Origin of the sequence: Lonsdalea britannica (assembly GCF_003515985.1) — a bacterium.
Taxonomy (GTDB): Bacteria; Pseudomonadota; Gammaproteobacteria; order Enterobacterales; family Enterobacteriaceae; genus Lonsdalea; species Lonsdalea britannica.
The window spans coordinates 1967676-1981957 of sequence record NZ_CP023009.1; the positions used below are offsets into that span (position 1 = coordinate 1967676).

Below are 14282 nucleotides of genomic sequence, written 5' to 3' on the forward strand. Positions count from 1 at the left end.
AGCTCTTTGCCTTTTCCGCCGTGTAAAACGCGTTATATGTCTTATCCAATACTGTAAGGATTACGTAAAGAAAGTATCTTGTTCTCGTTATTGGATGCCCGCACCTCACCTATAATGGCCACAGCAGCGACGAGATTGCATGGATGCAGCGGTAGTGTGAAAGGCGTTTTCGTTTGTCGCGGGCACATCGCATCATTGCCTCGCGTAACCTGACTCATTCCTCTGGCTCACCCCGGTTCCTGCGCCACTTTCTTCACCGAGAAGGAAGTCGTGCGTGACCCGCATTTCGTACAACGTCATTTCTGTTTTTTACGGCAACCCGCTGGCTGCTTGCCCCACTCAAGGTGGGAAAGTCAGGGGGAATGCCATGTGAACTGCGCGCTCGGCGTTAATACGCGGCGTCACCATAACGTCAACGTTTCACAGGGAGCTGTCTATGAAGGGAACTCGTAACCCGCATCGTGCGGGCGGTACGGATAAACATCGCCGCAGGCTGACGCCGCTGGCCTGTCTGATCATCACGTCATTAATGCAGCCCGCGTTTTCCGCCAGTGCGGCGAGCGCCGACGACTTTCGCACTCGTGAGTACCAATACAATGGCCGCGCGTTAGATGCGATGTTTGCGGCGGAAGCCTACTCGCTGGGGTATAGCGGCGCAGGCGCGACGGTGGGCATCATCGACAGTCAATCCGACTTGAGCGGCCCCGAGTTCCAAGGGCGCGTGGCAGAGGGCACGCAGTGGATATCCACGCCGAATCAGTACAACCGACACGGCTACGAAGTCGCGGGCGTGGTAGGGGCGGCCAAAAATGACGTCGGCATACACGGTCTCGCCTATAACGCCAATATTTTGTCTCTGGGCGTCGACTTAACGACATCAAGTGTCGCGAACGCGCTGGCGACCATGGCGCTGTACCCCGAAGCAAAAATCGTCAACAACAGCTGGGGCTTCAATATTTATCCTGATGAACTGTTTTCCTACGATGCGGACGTTCAAAGCGAACTGTACGACACCTGGATACCGGGATTCAGCGAACTGACGACGCGAAACGCGGAGCAGGGACAGCTGCTGGTTTTCTCTGCCGGTAATGAGGGGCATCTGACGCCGACCCTGCTGTCGGCGTTGCCTACCGTGCTGGATATGACGGGGTATGAGAACAAGATTGCCAACAACTGGCTCAGCGTCATGTCTTTCGACTCGAGGCAGCCGACGACCAGCCCTGCGTTTATCGCGTCGTTCAGTAATCTGGCGCAGGGGGCCACGGAATACAGTCTGCTGGCGCCGGGCGTCGATATTTACACGACTTACGATCAGACCTATTACTCCTCGCTCAGCGGAACCTCGTTTTCCTCCCCCTATGTGGCGGCTGTGGGCGCGTTGGTCAGCGAAGCTTTCCCCTATTTGTCAGGCAAACAGATAGCCGATGTGCTGCTGTCGACCGCAACGCCGCTCAGCGGCGCGCAGCTGCCACGGGCCGTGGTGTTGGCGCGCAATAACGTCGACAGCGCCCTCAACATGACGGGCGTGGAAATCAAAGTCTATGCGGCGGCGAGCGGCATCACATTCAGCGACGCGGAAATGACCGCGCTGGTGAGCTCCCTCAAGGGCAACAATCCGTTCTACAGCATGAGCGATGAAGCGGTGCGGGCCGCCATTCTGAACGCGTCTTCCGACAGCAATATGACGCTGATGTCGCAGGAGGATTACCAGGCGCTGTTCGGTCAGGGGATCGTCAACGCTTATAAAGCGGTGCAGGGACCGGGAAAACTGGACGGTAAGAGGCTGACCGACGGCGACCTGAGTTCTGACACATTTGGCGGACGTTACGCGCTGTACAGCGTTGATACGCAGGGGATTGACAGCACCTGGAGCAATGACATCGCTCAGGTGCGTAACTCTCATGCCAGCAGTGCGCTGTTCGACTTGGACGTCGGTTTACGTAAACAGGGGGATGGCACGCTGTACCTGACGGGCGTTGACACCTATCGCGGCCCGACCGTTGTGGAGGGCGGAAGGCTGGTCGTGGCGAAAAGCGCTGGCGGCAGCGGCAGTCTGGCGGGGGATGTCTGGGTCATGTCGAGCGCGGTGCTGGGCGGGCACGGTCACATCGGCGGCTCTGTCATTATTGACTCGGGCGGCACGTTGGCCCCCGGGACTTCCGTCGGTACGCTCACCGTCGGCAACGTTCGTTTCACGCCGGGATCGATCTACGAATTCGAGATTGATGCGCAAGGGCAGTCGGATCAGCTTGTCGTCGAGAAAAACGCCACTCTGGCAGGTACTGTGCGAGTTATCAGTTTTCGTCGCAGCACGCTCGGCACTCGCTATCGGCTGCTTGATGCCAGCGGCACGGTATCCGGTCGATTTGATGCGTTGGAGCTTGGCGGCAACGGGGAAACGCCCTTGTTTCTGACTGACGTTTTAGGTTATGGCGACCACGGCGCGTGGCTTGAAACGGTACGCAACAGCTTACAGTTCAGCGAGGTTGCGGCAACGGCTAATCAGCAGGCGGCGGCGAATGCGCTCGACAGCCTGAAGGGCGGGGTGGCGTATAGCGCCATAGCGAATGTCAGATCGGCCGATGCGGCGCGCGATGCTTTCGACAACCTCAGCGGCGAGTTCTATGCGGCTTCACGCTCAGCCATGATCCAGCGGAGTCAGAATGTGCGCGATGCGCTCAACGGCGCGATGCGCTCCCGTCACGAAGATCCACTTTGGCTGACGACCTGGTCCAACGACGGGAAATTATCCGGTCAACAGGATGAGGCGGCGGTGGACCATCAGGGTTACGGCTTCCTGCTGGGCGGTGATGCTCAGTGGGGTGAGTCGAGCGCTTTGGGGATCGCCGTCGGCAGCGAAAAGAGTCGAATCAGCGTGAGCGATAGAGCGTCTCGCGCCGATGTCACCGCCTATCACGCGGCGCTCTATCTGAATGGCGAGCTGGCGGGAATGGATTGGCGCACCGGTCTTAACTACAGCTATCTGGATTTGTCGAGTCAGCGCACGCTCCGCGTACCCGGTCTGGAGGGCAAGGCTCGCGCCAATTATCAAGCCCATCTGGCGCAGGGCTTTATCGAGAGCAGTCGGCGTTTTTCCGTCACGCAGGACGTGGGGGTAGAGCCCTATGCCAACGCGGCTTACGTCTGGCTACAAACGCCGGGCGCTCGGGAGTCCGGCAGCGAGGCGGCGTTGGGGTGGACTACGCAAAATACCGCTTCCGCGTTTTCAACGCTGGGACTGCGCGGCGATATGCATTTCACCGCGCTGCTGCCGCTGTCGCTATACGGTGATATCGGGTATCAGCATCGACTGAGCGAACGGGAGCGCGCGGCGCGGCTGCATTTCACGCGTGGGGGCGACGATTTTAACGTTGACGGGATGGCGACGCCGAAAAATGCCGTATTGATTCAAGCCGGGTTAGCGGCGGAACTGAGTCAGCATGCCCGTTTGTCTTTGGGGTATCAGGGGATGCATGGCAGCAAAGTCCGCGATGATGGCGTACGTATGCAGGTCAGCGTGGCGTTTTAAGCGGGTGTTCGGGTCAATAACAGGGCCGAGGTGGCCCTGTTACGATGCAAAAAAAGTTATGGCGCTGGAAAGGTGAAGCGCTGGTGGATGGCTTCCAACTCGTTCAACACCTCTTCATCCAGCGTGACCGTCAGACTCTCCAGATTGGTACGTAGCTGTTCGAGAGAGGTGGCGCCCAGCAACGTGGTGGCGACGAACGGCTGTTGTCGGACAAACGCCAACGCCATTTGCGCCGGGTCAAGCCCATGTCGCTGCGCCAGCGCGACATATTCTGCGATAGCCTGCTCGATATAAGGTCCGTTGTAGCGGGTGAAACGGCTGAACAAGGTGTTCCGCGCGCCCGCTGGCTTAGCGCCGTTGAGGTATTTACCGGTCAGCGTACCGAACGCCAGCGCGGAGTAAGCCAGCAGCTCTACCCCTTCATGCTGGCTGATTTCGGCCAGACCGACTTCAAAACTGCGGTTGAGCAGGCTGTACGGGTTTTGGATAGAGACGATGCGCGGCAAGTCGTGTTTTTCCGCCAGTTGCAGGTAGCGCATCACGCCCCACGGCGTTTCGTTGGAGACGCCGATGTAGCGAATTTTCCCTGCCCGGACCTGCTCGTTAAGCGCTTCCAGCGTTTCCAGCAGCGTGACCACCGGTTTATCGTCGGTATAGCGGTAGTTCAGTTTGCCGAAGAAATTGCTTTGGCGCTGCGGCCAGTGCAGCTGGTACAGGTCGATATAGTCGGTGTTCAGCCGAGTCAGGCTGTCGTTGAGGGCTTCACGGATATTCTTGCGATCCAGCGCCTGCTGAGGACGAATGTTGTGATCGCTGCCGCGTACCGGGCCGCTGACTTTCGAGGCAATGATCAGTTTTTCGCGACCGCCGCGCTGTTTCAACCACGAGCCGATGTAGCTTTCGGTCAGCCCCTGCGTTTCCGGGCGCGGAGGAACCGGATAAAGTTCGGCGGTATCAATCAGGTTAACCCCGGCTGCAATGGCGTGATCCAGCTGGGCGTGAGCGTCGGCTTCACTGTTTTGTTCACCAAAGGTCATGGTGCCCAGTCCCAGCTCGCTGACTTCTAGAGCAGTATGAGGGATACGATGATATTGCATTGTGCCAGCTTCCTTTTTATTTGAAGAGGAACCGGTGCGTTTGAAAGCACCTTCAATTGACTATAAACCAAGCCTCGTCAAGGGGGAAAGCCTCTTGGCGCATCATCGTCATTCCGCCTCAGCGTTCGACGACCTGCGAAATGTCATTGTTGTCGATCGCATGCTTGTGCCCGTCTTCATCCGTAAAGATCATCAGGCCGGTGCTTTCATCCACCTGAGGTTTGCCTTCGGTCAGCAGGACCTGACCCTCTTTGGTCGCGACGACATAATGGCTGGAGCAGCCGGCGAGCAGAGTGATGACGCTGAGCGCCACAAGCGTTTTCATAACTGAGTGCATAGGGGTTACCTGAGGTTGGCCGCAATAATTCTGAAAATTCAAGGCAAGTTTAGCAAAGGAAGTCACAGGTTATATTCAGATTCATGGAAAGAAGCGGTGGGCAAAATGTAAAAAAATTAGTCGGCGATGGGCGGCATGGACGGCGTCAGACCAACGATCTCGCAGGGGACTTTTTACGTACAGCGCGGCAAAGGTTATCCCTTCATCGGTTTGCCTTGAAAAATGCCTCCGCAGCGAGCCGGAGGCATTATGTTTTATCGTTCTTTCGCGTGAAAAACCTCTGGCGAGGCGGGCATTACTTTTGCAGTGCCGCTTTCTTACCGCGTAGCAGGTTGAGGGTTTCCACCATCATGGAGAAGAACATGGCGAAGTAGATGTAGCCCTTCGGTACATGAATATCCACGCTCTCAAGAATCAAGGTGAAGCCCACCAGGATCAGGAAGGCCAGCGCCAGCATTTTGACTGACGGATGACGTTCGACAAACTCGCCGATAGGGCGGGCGGACAGCATCATTACGCCGACGGCGATGACGACGGCGGCCATCATGATAAACAGGTGATCGGACAGGCCGACGGCGGTGATAACCGAGTCAAGACTGAAAATGATATCGAGCAGCATGATTTGCACAATGGCGCCGAAGAAGGAGTGCACCTTGGAATCATGTTCTGCCGAGCTTCCATCAATGGTTTCATGGATCTCTTTGCCGGATTTCCAGATAAGGAACAGACCCCCGAAGAACAAGATGAGGTCGCGGACGGAAATGGCCTGATCCATAACGTAGAACAGCGGGTTGGTCAGTTTTATCACCCACGCGATGGAGGCGAGCAGCCCCAGGCGCATCAACATCGCGCCCAGCAAACCGATACGGCGGGCTTTGTTCTGATGGTGTTTGGGCAGTTTGGCGACAACCAGAGACAGGAAAATAATGTTGTCGATGCCGAGAACGATTTCCAGGATGGTAAGTGTGCCCAGCGCCAGCCAGGCATTGGGATCCGCAATCCAATCAAACATTGTATCAATGCACCTTAAATGAAACGTAAACGATAATTATACTCTGCTATTTGTAGCGGCAGGCAAGGAAAGAGTGGTCATTAAAGCAGAAAGTGGCGAGCGAGCAGAGGGCCGGTAAAGGTTTTTTTAAGATAAAAACCACGCGGCAGCGTCATGATCGGCTGTCCGTGTTCACCCACCGCTTCGGTCAGGGCGCGGCTGTTCGCGGCTTTGGGCCGCAGCTGCAGTACTTCGCCGTGACGGGCCGTGATGCTCTCCACCTTGCCGAGTACGATCAAATCCATCAGTTCTTCCCAATCCTGACGCAGCTGCTCCTCTTCTTCCGGACTGGGGCTCCACAGCAGCGGTGCGCCGATGCGCCGCTCGCCCAAGGGGATTTGCCTGCCGCCTTCCACCGGCATCCACAGAACCCGGGTCAGTTTATGGCGAACATGGCAGCGCTCCCAGGTGACGCCGCTGTTGCCCGTTAACGGCGCGACGCAAACAAAGGTGGTCTCCAGCGGCCGTCCCTGTTCGTCGATAGGGATCGTTTTCAGCTCGACGCCGAGACCGGGAAAATCTTGTTCCGGTTTGCTGCCCGCGCTGGCGCCCAGAAAACGCTCGAGCAAAATGCCGGTCCACCCTTTATCCCGCTTCAGATTTTCCGGCAACGGCAGTTCAGCGATCGCGGCCAGCTCAGCCAGATTATATCCGGCGAGGGACTGGGCGCGCTGTAACAACGTCAGCTCGTCAGAAGGCGGATCGCGATGGAGAGAAGGGGTGTTCATAAGTCTCCCGGGTTGTATAAAAAAAGCACAGCTCCCGTTGGGGGATAGTTTTCAGTCATCCCATTCACGAGATGAAATTAATAATAGCATGATTACCCTGTGGTTTTTTCTGTGTGGCGTCGCGCTCGTTAACGGGCGAAATGACTTGTTCACGATAAGCCACCGGGAATGAACAGGATTTTACACCATGTTATCCACAGATTTTTGGGATAACCGGGATAATTCTGGAGCACTGTTTCCATTTACAGCCTTGACGAGGGGTTTTTTTGCTGGTTTAGCTGGTTTTTTGGCATAAATCAGGAGGGGGATTGTGGATAAGCTCTCAGTAGTGCGATCTTTCGCCACTTTGGAAAAGGCCGAATTCTGCGCAATGTTTTCGATGGGGGAAAAACGGTAGAAAAGTCACTTAACTCTATTAATTTAAAGCATTATTTTTACGGTTATAGATGGGCGTACGAAACCTTGAAAACCGGTTTGCGCACTTTCTTCATGATGTTCTTCACAAAGATGTCCACAGAAAAAGTGAATAAACCGGTGATATTAGCCGGGTAATGTTTATAACTTTGATTCTATCTGTGGGTTATCGGCGTCTTATTATAAAGAAGACGATGATAAGCAGGAGTTTACCGCCTGGCGGGAGTGTGAAACAATCAGGTTATCTTAGCATTTCAGTTTATCGAGGTAGTCCGGTGATCGATGATGATGGCTACCGCCCGAATGTGGGTATTGTAATTTGTAATCGGCAGGGGCAGGTGCTGTGGGCTCGCCGCTACGGCCAGCACTCCTGGCAGTTTCCACAGGGGGGGATCAACCCTGGTGAAACGGCGGAACAAGCCATGTACCGTGAGCTATATGAGGAAGTCGGACTGCGTAAAAAGGATGTGCGTATTCTGGCTTTAACTCGCAGCTGGTTACGCTATAAATTGCCAAAACGTTTGGTGCGTTGGGACACAAAACCCGTCTGTATCGGCCAAAAGCAAAAATGGTTTCTGTTGCAGTTAATGTGCAATGAGTCAGAGATCAACATGCAAAGCAGCGGCACGCCGGAATTCGACGGCTGGCGCTGGGTTAGCTTTTGGTATCCGGTGCGACAGGTCGTTTCCTTTAAACGCGACGTCTATCGGCGGGTCATGAAGGAGTTTATCTCCTCGGTTATTCAATTACAGGAGAATTCGGCCCGGTCGCCATCCAGTCCCCGACGGAAGAGAGGATAATTCAGCCCACCATGCTCACGCGCCTGCGAGAAGTCATTGAGAAAGTCGCCGCGACGGCGCAGTTATCGGATGCGCTGGATATTCTGGTCAACGAAATCTGTCTGGCGATGGACACCGAAGTCTGTTCTATTTACCTGGCCGACCACGATCGTCACTGCTATTACCTGATGGCGACCCGAGGGTTAAAAAAACCTCGGGGACGTCCCATCACTCTCGCTTTCGGGCAAGGGGTCGTCGGATTGGTCGGCGAGCGCGCTGAACTCATCAATCTGGCCGACGCCCAAAGTCACCCCAGCTTCCAATTCATTCCTGCGGTTCGGGAACAACAATTCCGTTCTTTCCTTGGCGTGCCGATTATTCACCGGCGTCAGCTGCTGGGCGTTCTGGTCGTGCAGCAAAGGGAACTGAGACAGTTCGACAAGAACGACGAATCTTTCATGGTGACGCTGGCCACGCAGATGGCGGCCATTCTGTCCCAGTCCCAGATCAAAGCGCTGTTTGGACAATACCGGCAAACGCGGATCAAAGCGCTGGCCGCCGCGCCGGGGGTGGCGATAGCCTCTGGCTGGCAGGATCGCAGTCAGCCCTCCCTGGAGCAGGTCTTTCCCGCGTCCAGTCTGGATAGCGATCGTGAACGTTCGCGCCTGCTGCAGGCGATGGAAAACGCCGCAGCGGAGTTCCGCCGCTACAGCAAACGCTTCAGCGCCAGCGCGCAGAAAGAAAGCGCCGCCATATTCGATCTCTATTCTCATTTGCTTAACGACGCCCGGTTAAAGCGAGAGCTAAGTCAGGAAGTGGATACCGGCAGTTCGGCGGAGTGGGCGGTCAAGGTCGTCATCGAGCGTTTTTCGGCCCAGTTCGCCACGCTGCAAGATACCTATCTGCGTGAGCGCGCCAGCGACCTGCGCGCGCTCGGACAGCGGCTGCTGTTTCATCTGGACGATAGCATTCAGGGCACGGCGCAATGGCCGGAACGTTTTATTCTGGTGGCGGATGAGCTGACGGCGACGCTGCTGGCCGAGTTGCCGCAAGACAGGCTAGCCGGGATAGTCGTTCACGAAGGCGCTGCCAACTCGCATGCCGCGATCCTGGTCCGGGCCATGGGGATCCCCACCCTAATGGACGCAGATATTCAGCCTGCGTTATTGCATCAGCGGCTGCTGATCCTTGACGGCTATCGCGGTGAGCTGCTGGTCGATCCCGAGCCGGTGCTGGTGCAGGAGTATCAGCGCGTACTGGATGAAGAGCTGGAGCTCAACCGGCTGACGGAAGATGACGGCAACCGCCCGGCCATGCTGAAAAGCGGCGAGCGCGTGCGCGTGATGCTTAATGCCGGTCTCAGCGCGGAGCATGAAAAACGCTTCATCGATCAGGTCGACGGCGTCGGTCTGTACCGCACGGAAATTCCCTTCATGGTGCAAAGTGGATTTCCTTCTGAGGACGAGCAGGTCGCGCAGTATGAAAGCATGCTGCGTCTTTATCCTGACAATCCGGTCATGCTGCGCACGCTGGATATCGGCGCCGACAAACCGTTGCCCTATATGCCGATCAGCGAGGAAAATCCCTCCCTGGGGTGGCGAGGCATTCGTGTCACGCTCGATCAGCCGGAAATCTTTCTGATACAGGTGCGTGCCATGCTGCGCGCCAACGCAGAGCTGGGCAATCTGCATATCTTGTTGCCGATGATCAACAGTCTGGACGAGATCGACGAAGCGCGTCGGTTGATCGACCGCGCGGCGGGCGAAGTGGCGGAAATGCTGAACTGCCCGCAGCCCCGGCCGCGTATTGGGATCATGATCGAAGTGCCTTCGATGCTGTTCCTGCTGCCTCATCTCAGTTCGCGCATTGATTTTGTTTCAGTGGGGACAAACGACCTCACGCAATATCTGCTGGCGGTGGATCGCAACAATCCCCATGTCGGCGCGCTGTACGACAGCCTTCATCCTTCGATGCTGCAGGCGTTGAATCTGATCGTCACGCAGTGCCGGCTGCAGCGTCTGCCGGTGTCGGTCTGCGGGGAAATGGCGGGCGAGCCGATGGGCGCTTTGCTGCTGATAGGTATGGGGTATCGCTCGCTGAGCATGAACGGACGCAGCGTGGCGCGTATCAAGTATCTGCTGCGTCACATCGATCAGGAAGATGCCGGGCGGCTTGCGGACAAAGCGCTGACGGCGCAGACCGCCACCGAGGCGCGACAGTGGGCATCGCTGTTTATTGAAGAACGAGGTTTGGGCGGCCTGATCCGCGGCGGCCGCTGACGCGATGTCACCGCAATTGATGAAGCGATGTTTTACAGATCTTTTGCTGCAACACCGGCATGGGGCCTAATACGTTATGCTATTATGCGCAACCGCGAAATGCGGCAGGCGTTCCATCGGTTTTCCTGCCTTTAGCTGAGCCCGTAATCAGGGACAAAACAACGAGAATGTGGTGATTGATGACGACGAGCTATCTGGAATTTCCTCAATTTGATCCGGTAATTTTTTCCATCGGCCCCGTATCGCTGCACTGGTATGGTCTGATGTACCTGGTTGGTTTTGTCTTTGCCATGTGGCTGGCGGTTCGTCGGGCGAACAAACCGGGCAGCGGCTGGAAAAAAGACGAAGTCGAAAACCTGCTTTATCTGGGCTTCCTCGGCGTATTCATCGGCGGGCGACTCGGGTATGTGCTGTTCTATGCTTTTTCCAGCTTCCTGGAAAATCCGCTTTACCTGTTCAAAGTCTGGGATGGCGGCATGTCGTTCCACGGCGGTCTGATCGGTGTGATTGTCGTCATGCTGTGCTTTGCCTACCGCACCCAGCGTAACTTCTTCCAGGTCTCCGACTTCATTGCGCCGCTGATACCGTTCGGCCTTGGCGCGGGCCGTCTGGGCAACTTCATCAACGGTGAACTGTGGGGCCGCGTGACGACTGACACGCCGTGGGCCATGCTGTTTCCCGGCTCGCGCGGCGAAGACGTCGTGCTAGCGGCGACGCACCCGGAGTGGCAGGAAATTCTGAATCAGTATGGCGTGTTGCCGCGTCACCCGTCGCAGTTGTACGAACTGCTGCTGGAAGGGGTTGTCCTGTTTATCATCCTGAATCTCTTTATCCGCAAACCACGTCCTATGGGCAGTGTGTCCGGCCTGTTCCTGATCGGCTACGGCCTGTTCCGTATCATCGTCGAGTTTTTCCGTCAGCCGGACGCGCAGTTAGGGCTTTTCAGCGGCATCATGAGCATGGGACAAATCCTGTCGATTCCGATGGTGCTGGCAGGTCTTCTGATGATGATTTGGGCTTATCGCCGTCAGCCTGCCCGGCAGTGATGGCAACGATTCAATATTTAAATGAGGTAGTATGAAACAGTATCTGGAACTGATGAAAAAAGTGCTTGATGAGGGGACGCCAAAAGACGACCGCACGGGCACGGGTACGCTATCGATTTTCGGTCATCAGATGCGTTTCAACTTGCAGCAGGGATTCCCGCTGGTGACAACTAAACGCTGCCATTTGCGCTCCATTATCCATGAACTGCTGTGGTTCCTGAACGGCGATACCAACGTCGGTTATCTGCACGAAAACAAAGTCTCCATTTGGGATGAATGGGCCGATGATAATGGCGACCTGGGGCCGGTGTACGGCAAACAGTGGCGCTCATGGGGCGCGGCGGATGGCCGTCAGATCGATCAGCTGGAGAAAGTGATGACCCAGTTGAAACAGGATCCGGACTCCCGTCGCATCATCGTCTCCGCCTGGAATGTGGGCGAGCTCGATCAGATGGCGCTGGCGCCTTGCCATGCGTTTTTCCAGTTTTATGTCGCCGACGGCAAGCTCTCTTGCCAGCTTTACCAGCGTTCATGCGATGTATTCCTGGGGCTGCCGTTTAACATCGCCAGCTATGCGCTGCTGGTGCACATGGTAGCGCAACAGTGCGATCTGGAAGTTGGTGACTTCGTCTGGACAGGGGGCGACACGCACCTTTACAGCAACCATATGGAACAGACACATCTGCAGCTAACGCGTGAACCGCGTCCGTTGCCGAAACTGATCATCAAACGTCGCCCCGCCTCTCTGTTTGACTACCGTTTCGAAGACTTCGAAATCGAAGGTTACGATCCGCATCCGCCGATCAAAGCGCCTGTCGCGATCTAACCGTTAATGTGAGGCGTTCGCGCCTCTGGTCCTGACTCCGGCGGCATCGCCCGATATCGCCGGAGTGAATACAGGCGTCGTTGGGCCAGTCATGAAAATATCCTGTGGGCGATTCGCCGACAGGTTTTTTTTTGTGCTCAAGATGGTTTTTGCGAACCGCTTCGCATTTAAATAGTAATAATCTGTTTTCGCTTCAAAAAATCTACGCGGCGCTGCGCAAAGCCGATACCATTTTGCTGTCGGAAATAGGGATTGTCGCTACACTGAGCGGCATGAAAAAATGCAATGGATGGCAACAGGGGTTCACCCTGCTGGAGTTAGTGATGGTAATAGCGGTGATATCTCTCCTGGTCGGCGCAGGACTACATAGCTGGTTAGGATATCGTCAGTCGATGCTGCTGGAGCAAAATGCACGGCAGTTGATGAGCGTCGTGGCGCGTATACAAACTCAAGCCAACTGGCGTAACGAGACGCATACGGCGCAGGTACTTCGTGTCGGGGAACGTTGGTGCGTAGGGCCGGCGACATCAGGCGGCGACTGTCCGGCGGACAGCGCGCATTTTTTTATTCCGACATCGCGCGATATTAAGCTGGTCGACGCTACGGCGCAGCAGTTTTCCTTCTTTGGTCTGCGCCATACGGCGCAATCGGGCCACCTGACGTTGGGAAGTGCGGCGGGGCGTATCCGGTTGGTCCTTTCCGTGCGTGGGCGATTGAGGCTGTGCAGTGAAGGTCAGCCGCTGTTGGGTACTCCAATATGCTGATGCCGGATAGAAAATGTCGTATCGGCGGTTTTTCTCTGCCGGAAGTCATGCTGGCGCTTGGCATTGTCAGCATCATTATTCTTGCGGTCGTACAGCTGTTTTCTGTGCTGAATAAGCAGAGTCAGCAGGGACTCAACGCCTTTCGTCTTGAGCAAACGCTCAGCCAGGCCCTATCCGTTATCGAAAAAGATATCCTTCGCGCGGGATTTTGCGCGGGAAGTTGCCGGGGCGAGGCGATTACGTTGAGCCCCGACGGCGCGAATTCGACTCAAAGTTGCCTGACGGTTGCCTACGACGTGAACCGTAGCGGTCACTGGGACCCCGGCGAACGGCAGGAGGGCGAATTTTTCAGCTATCGTCTGCGCGAGGGGGCGCTTGAGGTCCAAACCGGCTATGCCCATTGCCGGGGGAAACGCTGGGAGAAATTCTTCGACCCCAATGAAGTGACCATCACCGGATTTCAGGTTTCTTCACAACAGGGCAGTCGAGGAACGTTATACCTGCTGGGGCTGTCAGGCTACTGGACTGACAGGCCGCAGATCAAACAGCAGGTGCAGCGGTGGGTCGCGAGGCGTAATCATGATGCCGTCTAAATGTCACCAGTCGGGCAACGCCTTGATGATCGTCATGGTGCTTATCTCCCTTGGGGTGCTGTTGCTGGTCGGTATGCAAAAGCAGTTGGAAACCTGGATGGAACAGGGCAAGGACGAACAGCATTACTGGAAAGCCTTCAATCAGGGGCTATCTTCTCTTGAATGGGGAATGAGTCAACGCTGGCAGGAAAATGGGGATATGTGGCAGTGTCGCACGCTCTCGATGGACCGCCTGCGGGTTTGTTTGCATATATCTTCTTCCGGCAATCAGGGCGTGTTGCGGGGCGAGGGGCAGTTTGAAGTGAATACGCCGCCGCTGCGGTTATATCAGCGCGTCGCGGCGCAGACCATCGACGGTGCCGTGCTGCTGCAGGCGATGTCGCAGGGATGGCTCGACTTCTGCCCAGAACCGGAGGCGCGTTACTGTGTCGTTCATTAAGAAACTGTCGTTCGACGGAAATCAGAGCGGGTTTAGCCTGCTTGAAACGCTGATTGCCGCATTGCTGTTCGCGGTTTCTCTGACCGGATTATTGCAATATCATTTAATACTTCAACGGTCGCTACAGTACCAATGGCAGCAGCGTCAGGCCTGGCGGTGGGTAAATGAACAGCTAGAGGCACAGGACGCAGGCGTGCCCGTCCAAACCGTCACCGCGTCGTTGCCGGAAGGTTGGACCAGCTCTCTCAACGTGCAACCGTACGGCCCGCAGTGCCAGCGGGTCACGGCGGCCGTAGTGACGCCGCGGCACTATTCCGCCTCGCTCACGCGTTGGCTCTGCTATCCGCCGACGGACACTGAAGAGCCCACTTCGAATACATCATAAACATAAACGGCAGCG

General features: G+C 56.1%; 13 protein-coding genes. 9 read left to right on the plus strand and 4 right to left on the minus strand.

The features are described from left to right. Positions 1 to 436: 436 nt before the first annotated feature. Entirely contained in the window at positions 437 to 3529 is a 3093-nt protein-coding gene (locus CKQ53_RS09050; protein ID WP_118894914.1) for an autotransporter outer membrane beta-barrel domain-containing protein, read from the plus strand. Positions 3530 to 3585: 56 nt separating this feature from the next. On the opposite strand, the gene CKQ53_RS09055 is transcribed toward CKQ53_RS09050, so the two are convergent. From CKQ53_RS09055 to mutH, 4 genes are all read right to left on the minus strand, one after another. After that, positions 3586 to 4626 (minus strand): NADP(H)-dependent aldo-keto reductase, encoded by a 1041-nt coding sequence (locus CKQ53_RS09055; protein WP_118894916.1) that lies wholly within the window; start codon positions 4624 to 4626, stop codon positions 3586 to 3588. A gap of 118 nt (positions 4627 to 4744) precedes the next feature. Further along, positions 4745 to 4963, minus strand: coding sequence for a YgdI/YgdR family lipoprotein (locus CKQ53_RS09060; RefSeq protein WP_094117775.1), 219 nt, complete (start codon positions 4961 to 4963; stop codon positions 4745 to 4747). A gap of 295 nt (positions 4964 to 5258) precedes the next feature. Beyond that, positions 5259 to 5975, minus strand: a complete 717-nt coding sequence (locus CKQ53_RS09065) for a TerC family protein (protein WP_094117774.1) — start codon at positions 5973 to 5975, stop codon at positions 5259 to 5261. Between the two features lie 80 nt (positions 5976 to 6055). Further along, positions 6056 to 6742: a DNA mismatch repair endonuclease MutH gene (gene mutH, locus CKQ53_RS09070; RefSeq protein WP_085651497.1), complete on the minus strand. Its 687-nt coding sequence runs from the start codon at positions 6740 to 6742 to the stop codon at positions 6056 to 6058. 689 nt (positions 6743 to 7431) lie between these two features. Here mutH and rppH point away from each other — a divergent pair. The 8 genes from rppH to CKQ53_RS09110 all read left to right on the plus strand — a co-directional run bounded on the left by rppH (position 7432) and on the right by CKQ53_RS09110 (position 14267). Next, a complete protein-coding gene (gene rppH, locus CKQ53_RS09075; protein WP_085651496.1) occupies positions 7432 to 7956 on the plus strand; it encodes an RNA pyrophosphohydrolase in 525 nt (174 codons plus the stop codon). An 11-nt stretch (positions 7957 to 7967) separates the two neighbouring features. After that, the gene (ptsP, locus tag CKQ53_RS09080) at positions 7968 to 10214 is read left to right on the plus strand and encodes a phosphoenolpyruvate--protein phosphotransferase (protein WP_094117773.1); all 2247 of its coding nucleotides are present in this window, start codon (positions 7968 to 7970) and stop codon (positions 10212 to 10214) included. A 179-nt stretch (positions 10215 to 10393) separates the two neighbouring features. After that, positions 10394 to 11260, plus strand: a complete 867-nt coding sequence (lgt, locus tag CKQ53_RS09085; protein ID WP_085651494.1) for a prolipoprotein diacylglyceryl transferase — start codon at positions 10394 to 10396, stop codon at positions 11258 to 11260. Between the two features lie 31 nt (positions 11261 to 11291). Next, positions 11292 to 12086 (plus strand): thymidylate synthase, encoded by a 795-nt coding sequence (gene thyA / locus CKQ53_RS09090; protein WP_085651493.1) that lies wholly within the window; start codon positions 11292 to 11294, stop codon positions 12084 to 12086. Positions 12087 to 12358: 272 nt separating this feature from the next. Beyond that, positions 12359 to 12850, plus strand: coding sequence for a prepilin peptidase-dependent protein (locus CKQ53_RS09095; RefSeq protein WP_244201029.1), 492 nt, complete (start codon positions 12359 to 12361; stop codon positions 12848 to 12850). Then, entirely contained in the window at positions 12844 to 13443 is a 600-nt protein-coding gene (locus CKQ53_RS09100) for a prepilin peptidase-dependent protein (RefSeq protein ID WP_094117772.1), read from the plus strand. Before CKQ53_RS09095 ends, CKQ53_RS09100 begins: the two co-directional genes overlap by 7 nt. Then, positions 13430 to 13882 (plus strand): YgdB family protein, encoded by a 453-nt coding sequence (locus CKQ53_RS09105; protein WP_085651491.1) that lies wholly within the window; start codon positions 13430 to 13432, stop codon positions 13880 to 13882. The genes CKQ53_RS09100 and CKQ53_RS09105 overlap by 14 nt, the downstream gene beginning before the upstream one ends. Next, the gene (locus CKQ53_RS09110; protein ID WP_085651490.1) at positions 13869 to 14267 is read left to right on the plus strand and encodes a prepilin-type N-terminal cleavage/methylation domain-containing protein; all 399 of its coding nucleotides are present in this window, start codon (positions 13869 to 13871) and stop codon (positions 14265 to 14267) included. The genes CKQ53_RS09105 and CKQ53_RS09110 overlap by 14 nt, the downstream gene beginning before the upstream one ends. Positions 14268 to 14282: the final 15 nt, after the last annotated feature.

What these genes read in the sequence shown, in the direction of transcription:
- CKQ53_RS09050 (WP_118894914.1), top strand. Translation starts at nt 437, where the DNA reads ATGAAGGGAACTCGTAACCCGCATCGTGCGGGCGGTACGGATAAACAT.
- CKQ53_RS09055 (WP_118894916.1), bottom strand. Translation starts at nt 4,626, where the DNA reads ATGCAATATCATCGTATCCCTCATACTGCTCTAGAAGTCAGCGAGCTG.
- CKQ53_RS09060 (WP_094117775.1), bottom strand. Translation starts at nt 4,963, where the DNA reads ATGCACTCAGTTATGAAAACGCTTGTGGCGCTCAGCGTCATCACTCTG.
- CKQ53_RS09065 (WP_094117774.1), bottom strand. Translation starts at nt 5,975, where the DNA reads ATGTTTGATTGGATTGCGGATCCCAATGCCTGGCTGGCGCTGGGCACA.
- mutH (WP_085651497.1), bottom strand. Translation starts at nt 6,742, where the DNA reads ATGAACACCCCTTCTCTCCATCGCGATCCGCCTTCTGACGAGCTGACG.
- ptsP (WP_094117773.1), top strand. Translation starts at nt 7,968, where the DNA reads ATGCTCACGCGCCTGCGAGAAGTCATTGAGAAAGTCGCCGCGACGGCG.
- lgt (WP_085651494.1), top strand. Translation starts at nt 10,394, where the DNA reads ATGACGACGAGCTATCTGGAATTTCCTCAATTTGATCCGGTAATTTTT.
- thyA (WP_085651493.1), top strand. Translation starts at nt 11,292, where the DNA reads ATGAAACAGTATCTGGAACTGATGAAAAAAGTGCTTGATGAGGGGACG.
- CKQ53_RS09095 (WP_244201029.1), top strand. Translation starts at nt 12,359, where the DNA reads ATGAAAAAATGCAATGGATGGCAACAGGGGTTCACCCTGCTGGAGTTA.
- CKQ53_RS09100 (WP_094117772.1), top strand. Translation starts at nt 12,844, where the DNA reads ATGCTGATGCCGGATAGAAAATGTCGTATCGGCGGTTTTTCTCTGCCG.
- CKQ53_RS09105 (WP_085651491.1), top strand. Translation starts at nt 13,430, where the DNA reads ATGATGCCGTCTAAATGTCACCAGTCGGGCAACGCCTTGATGATCGTC.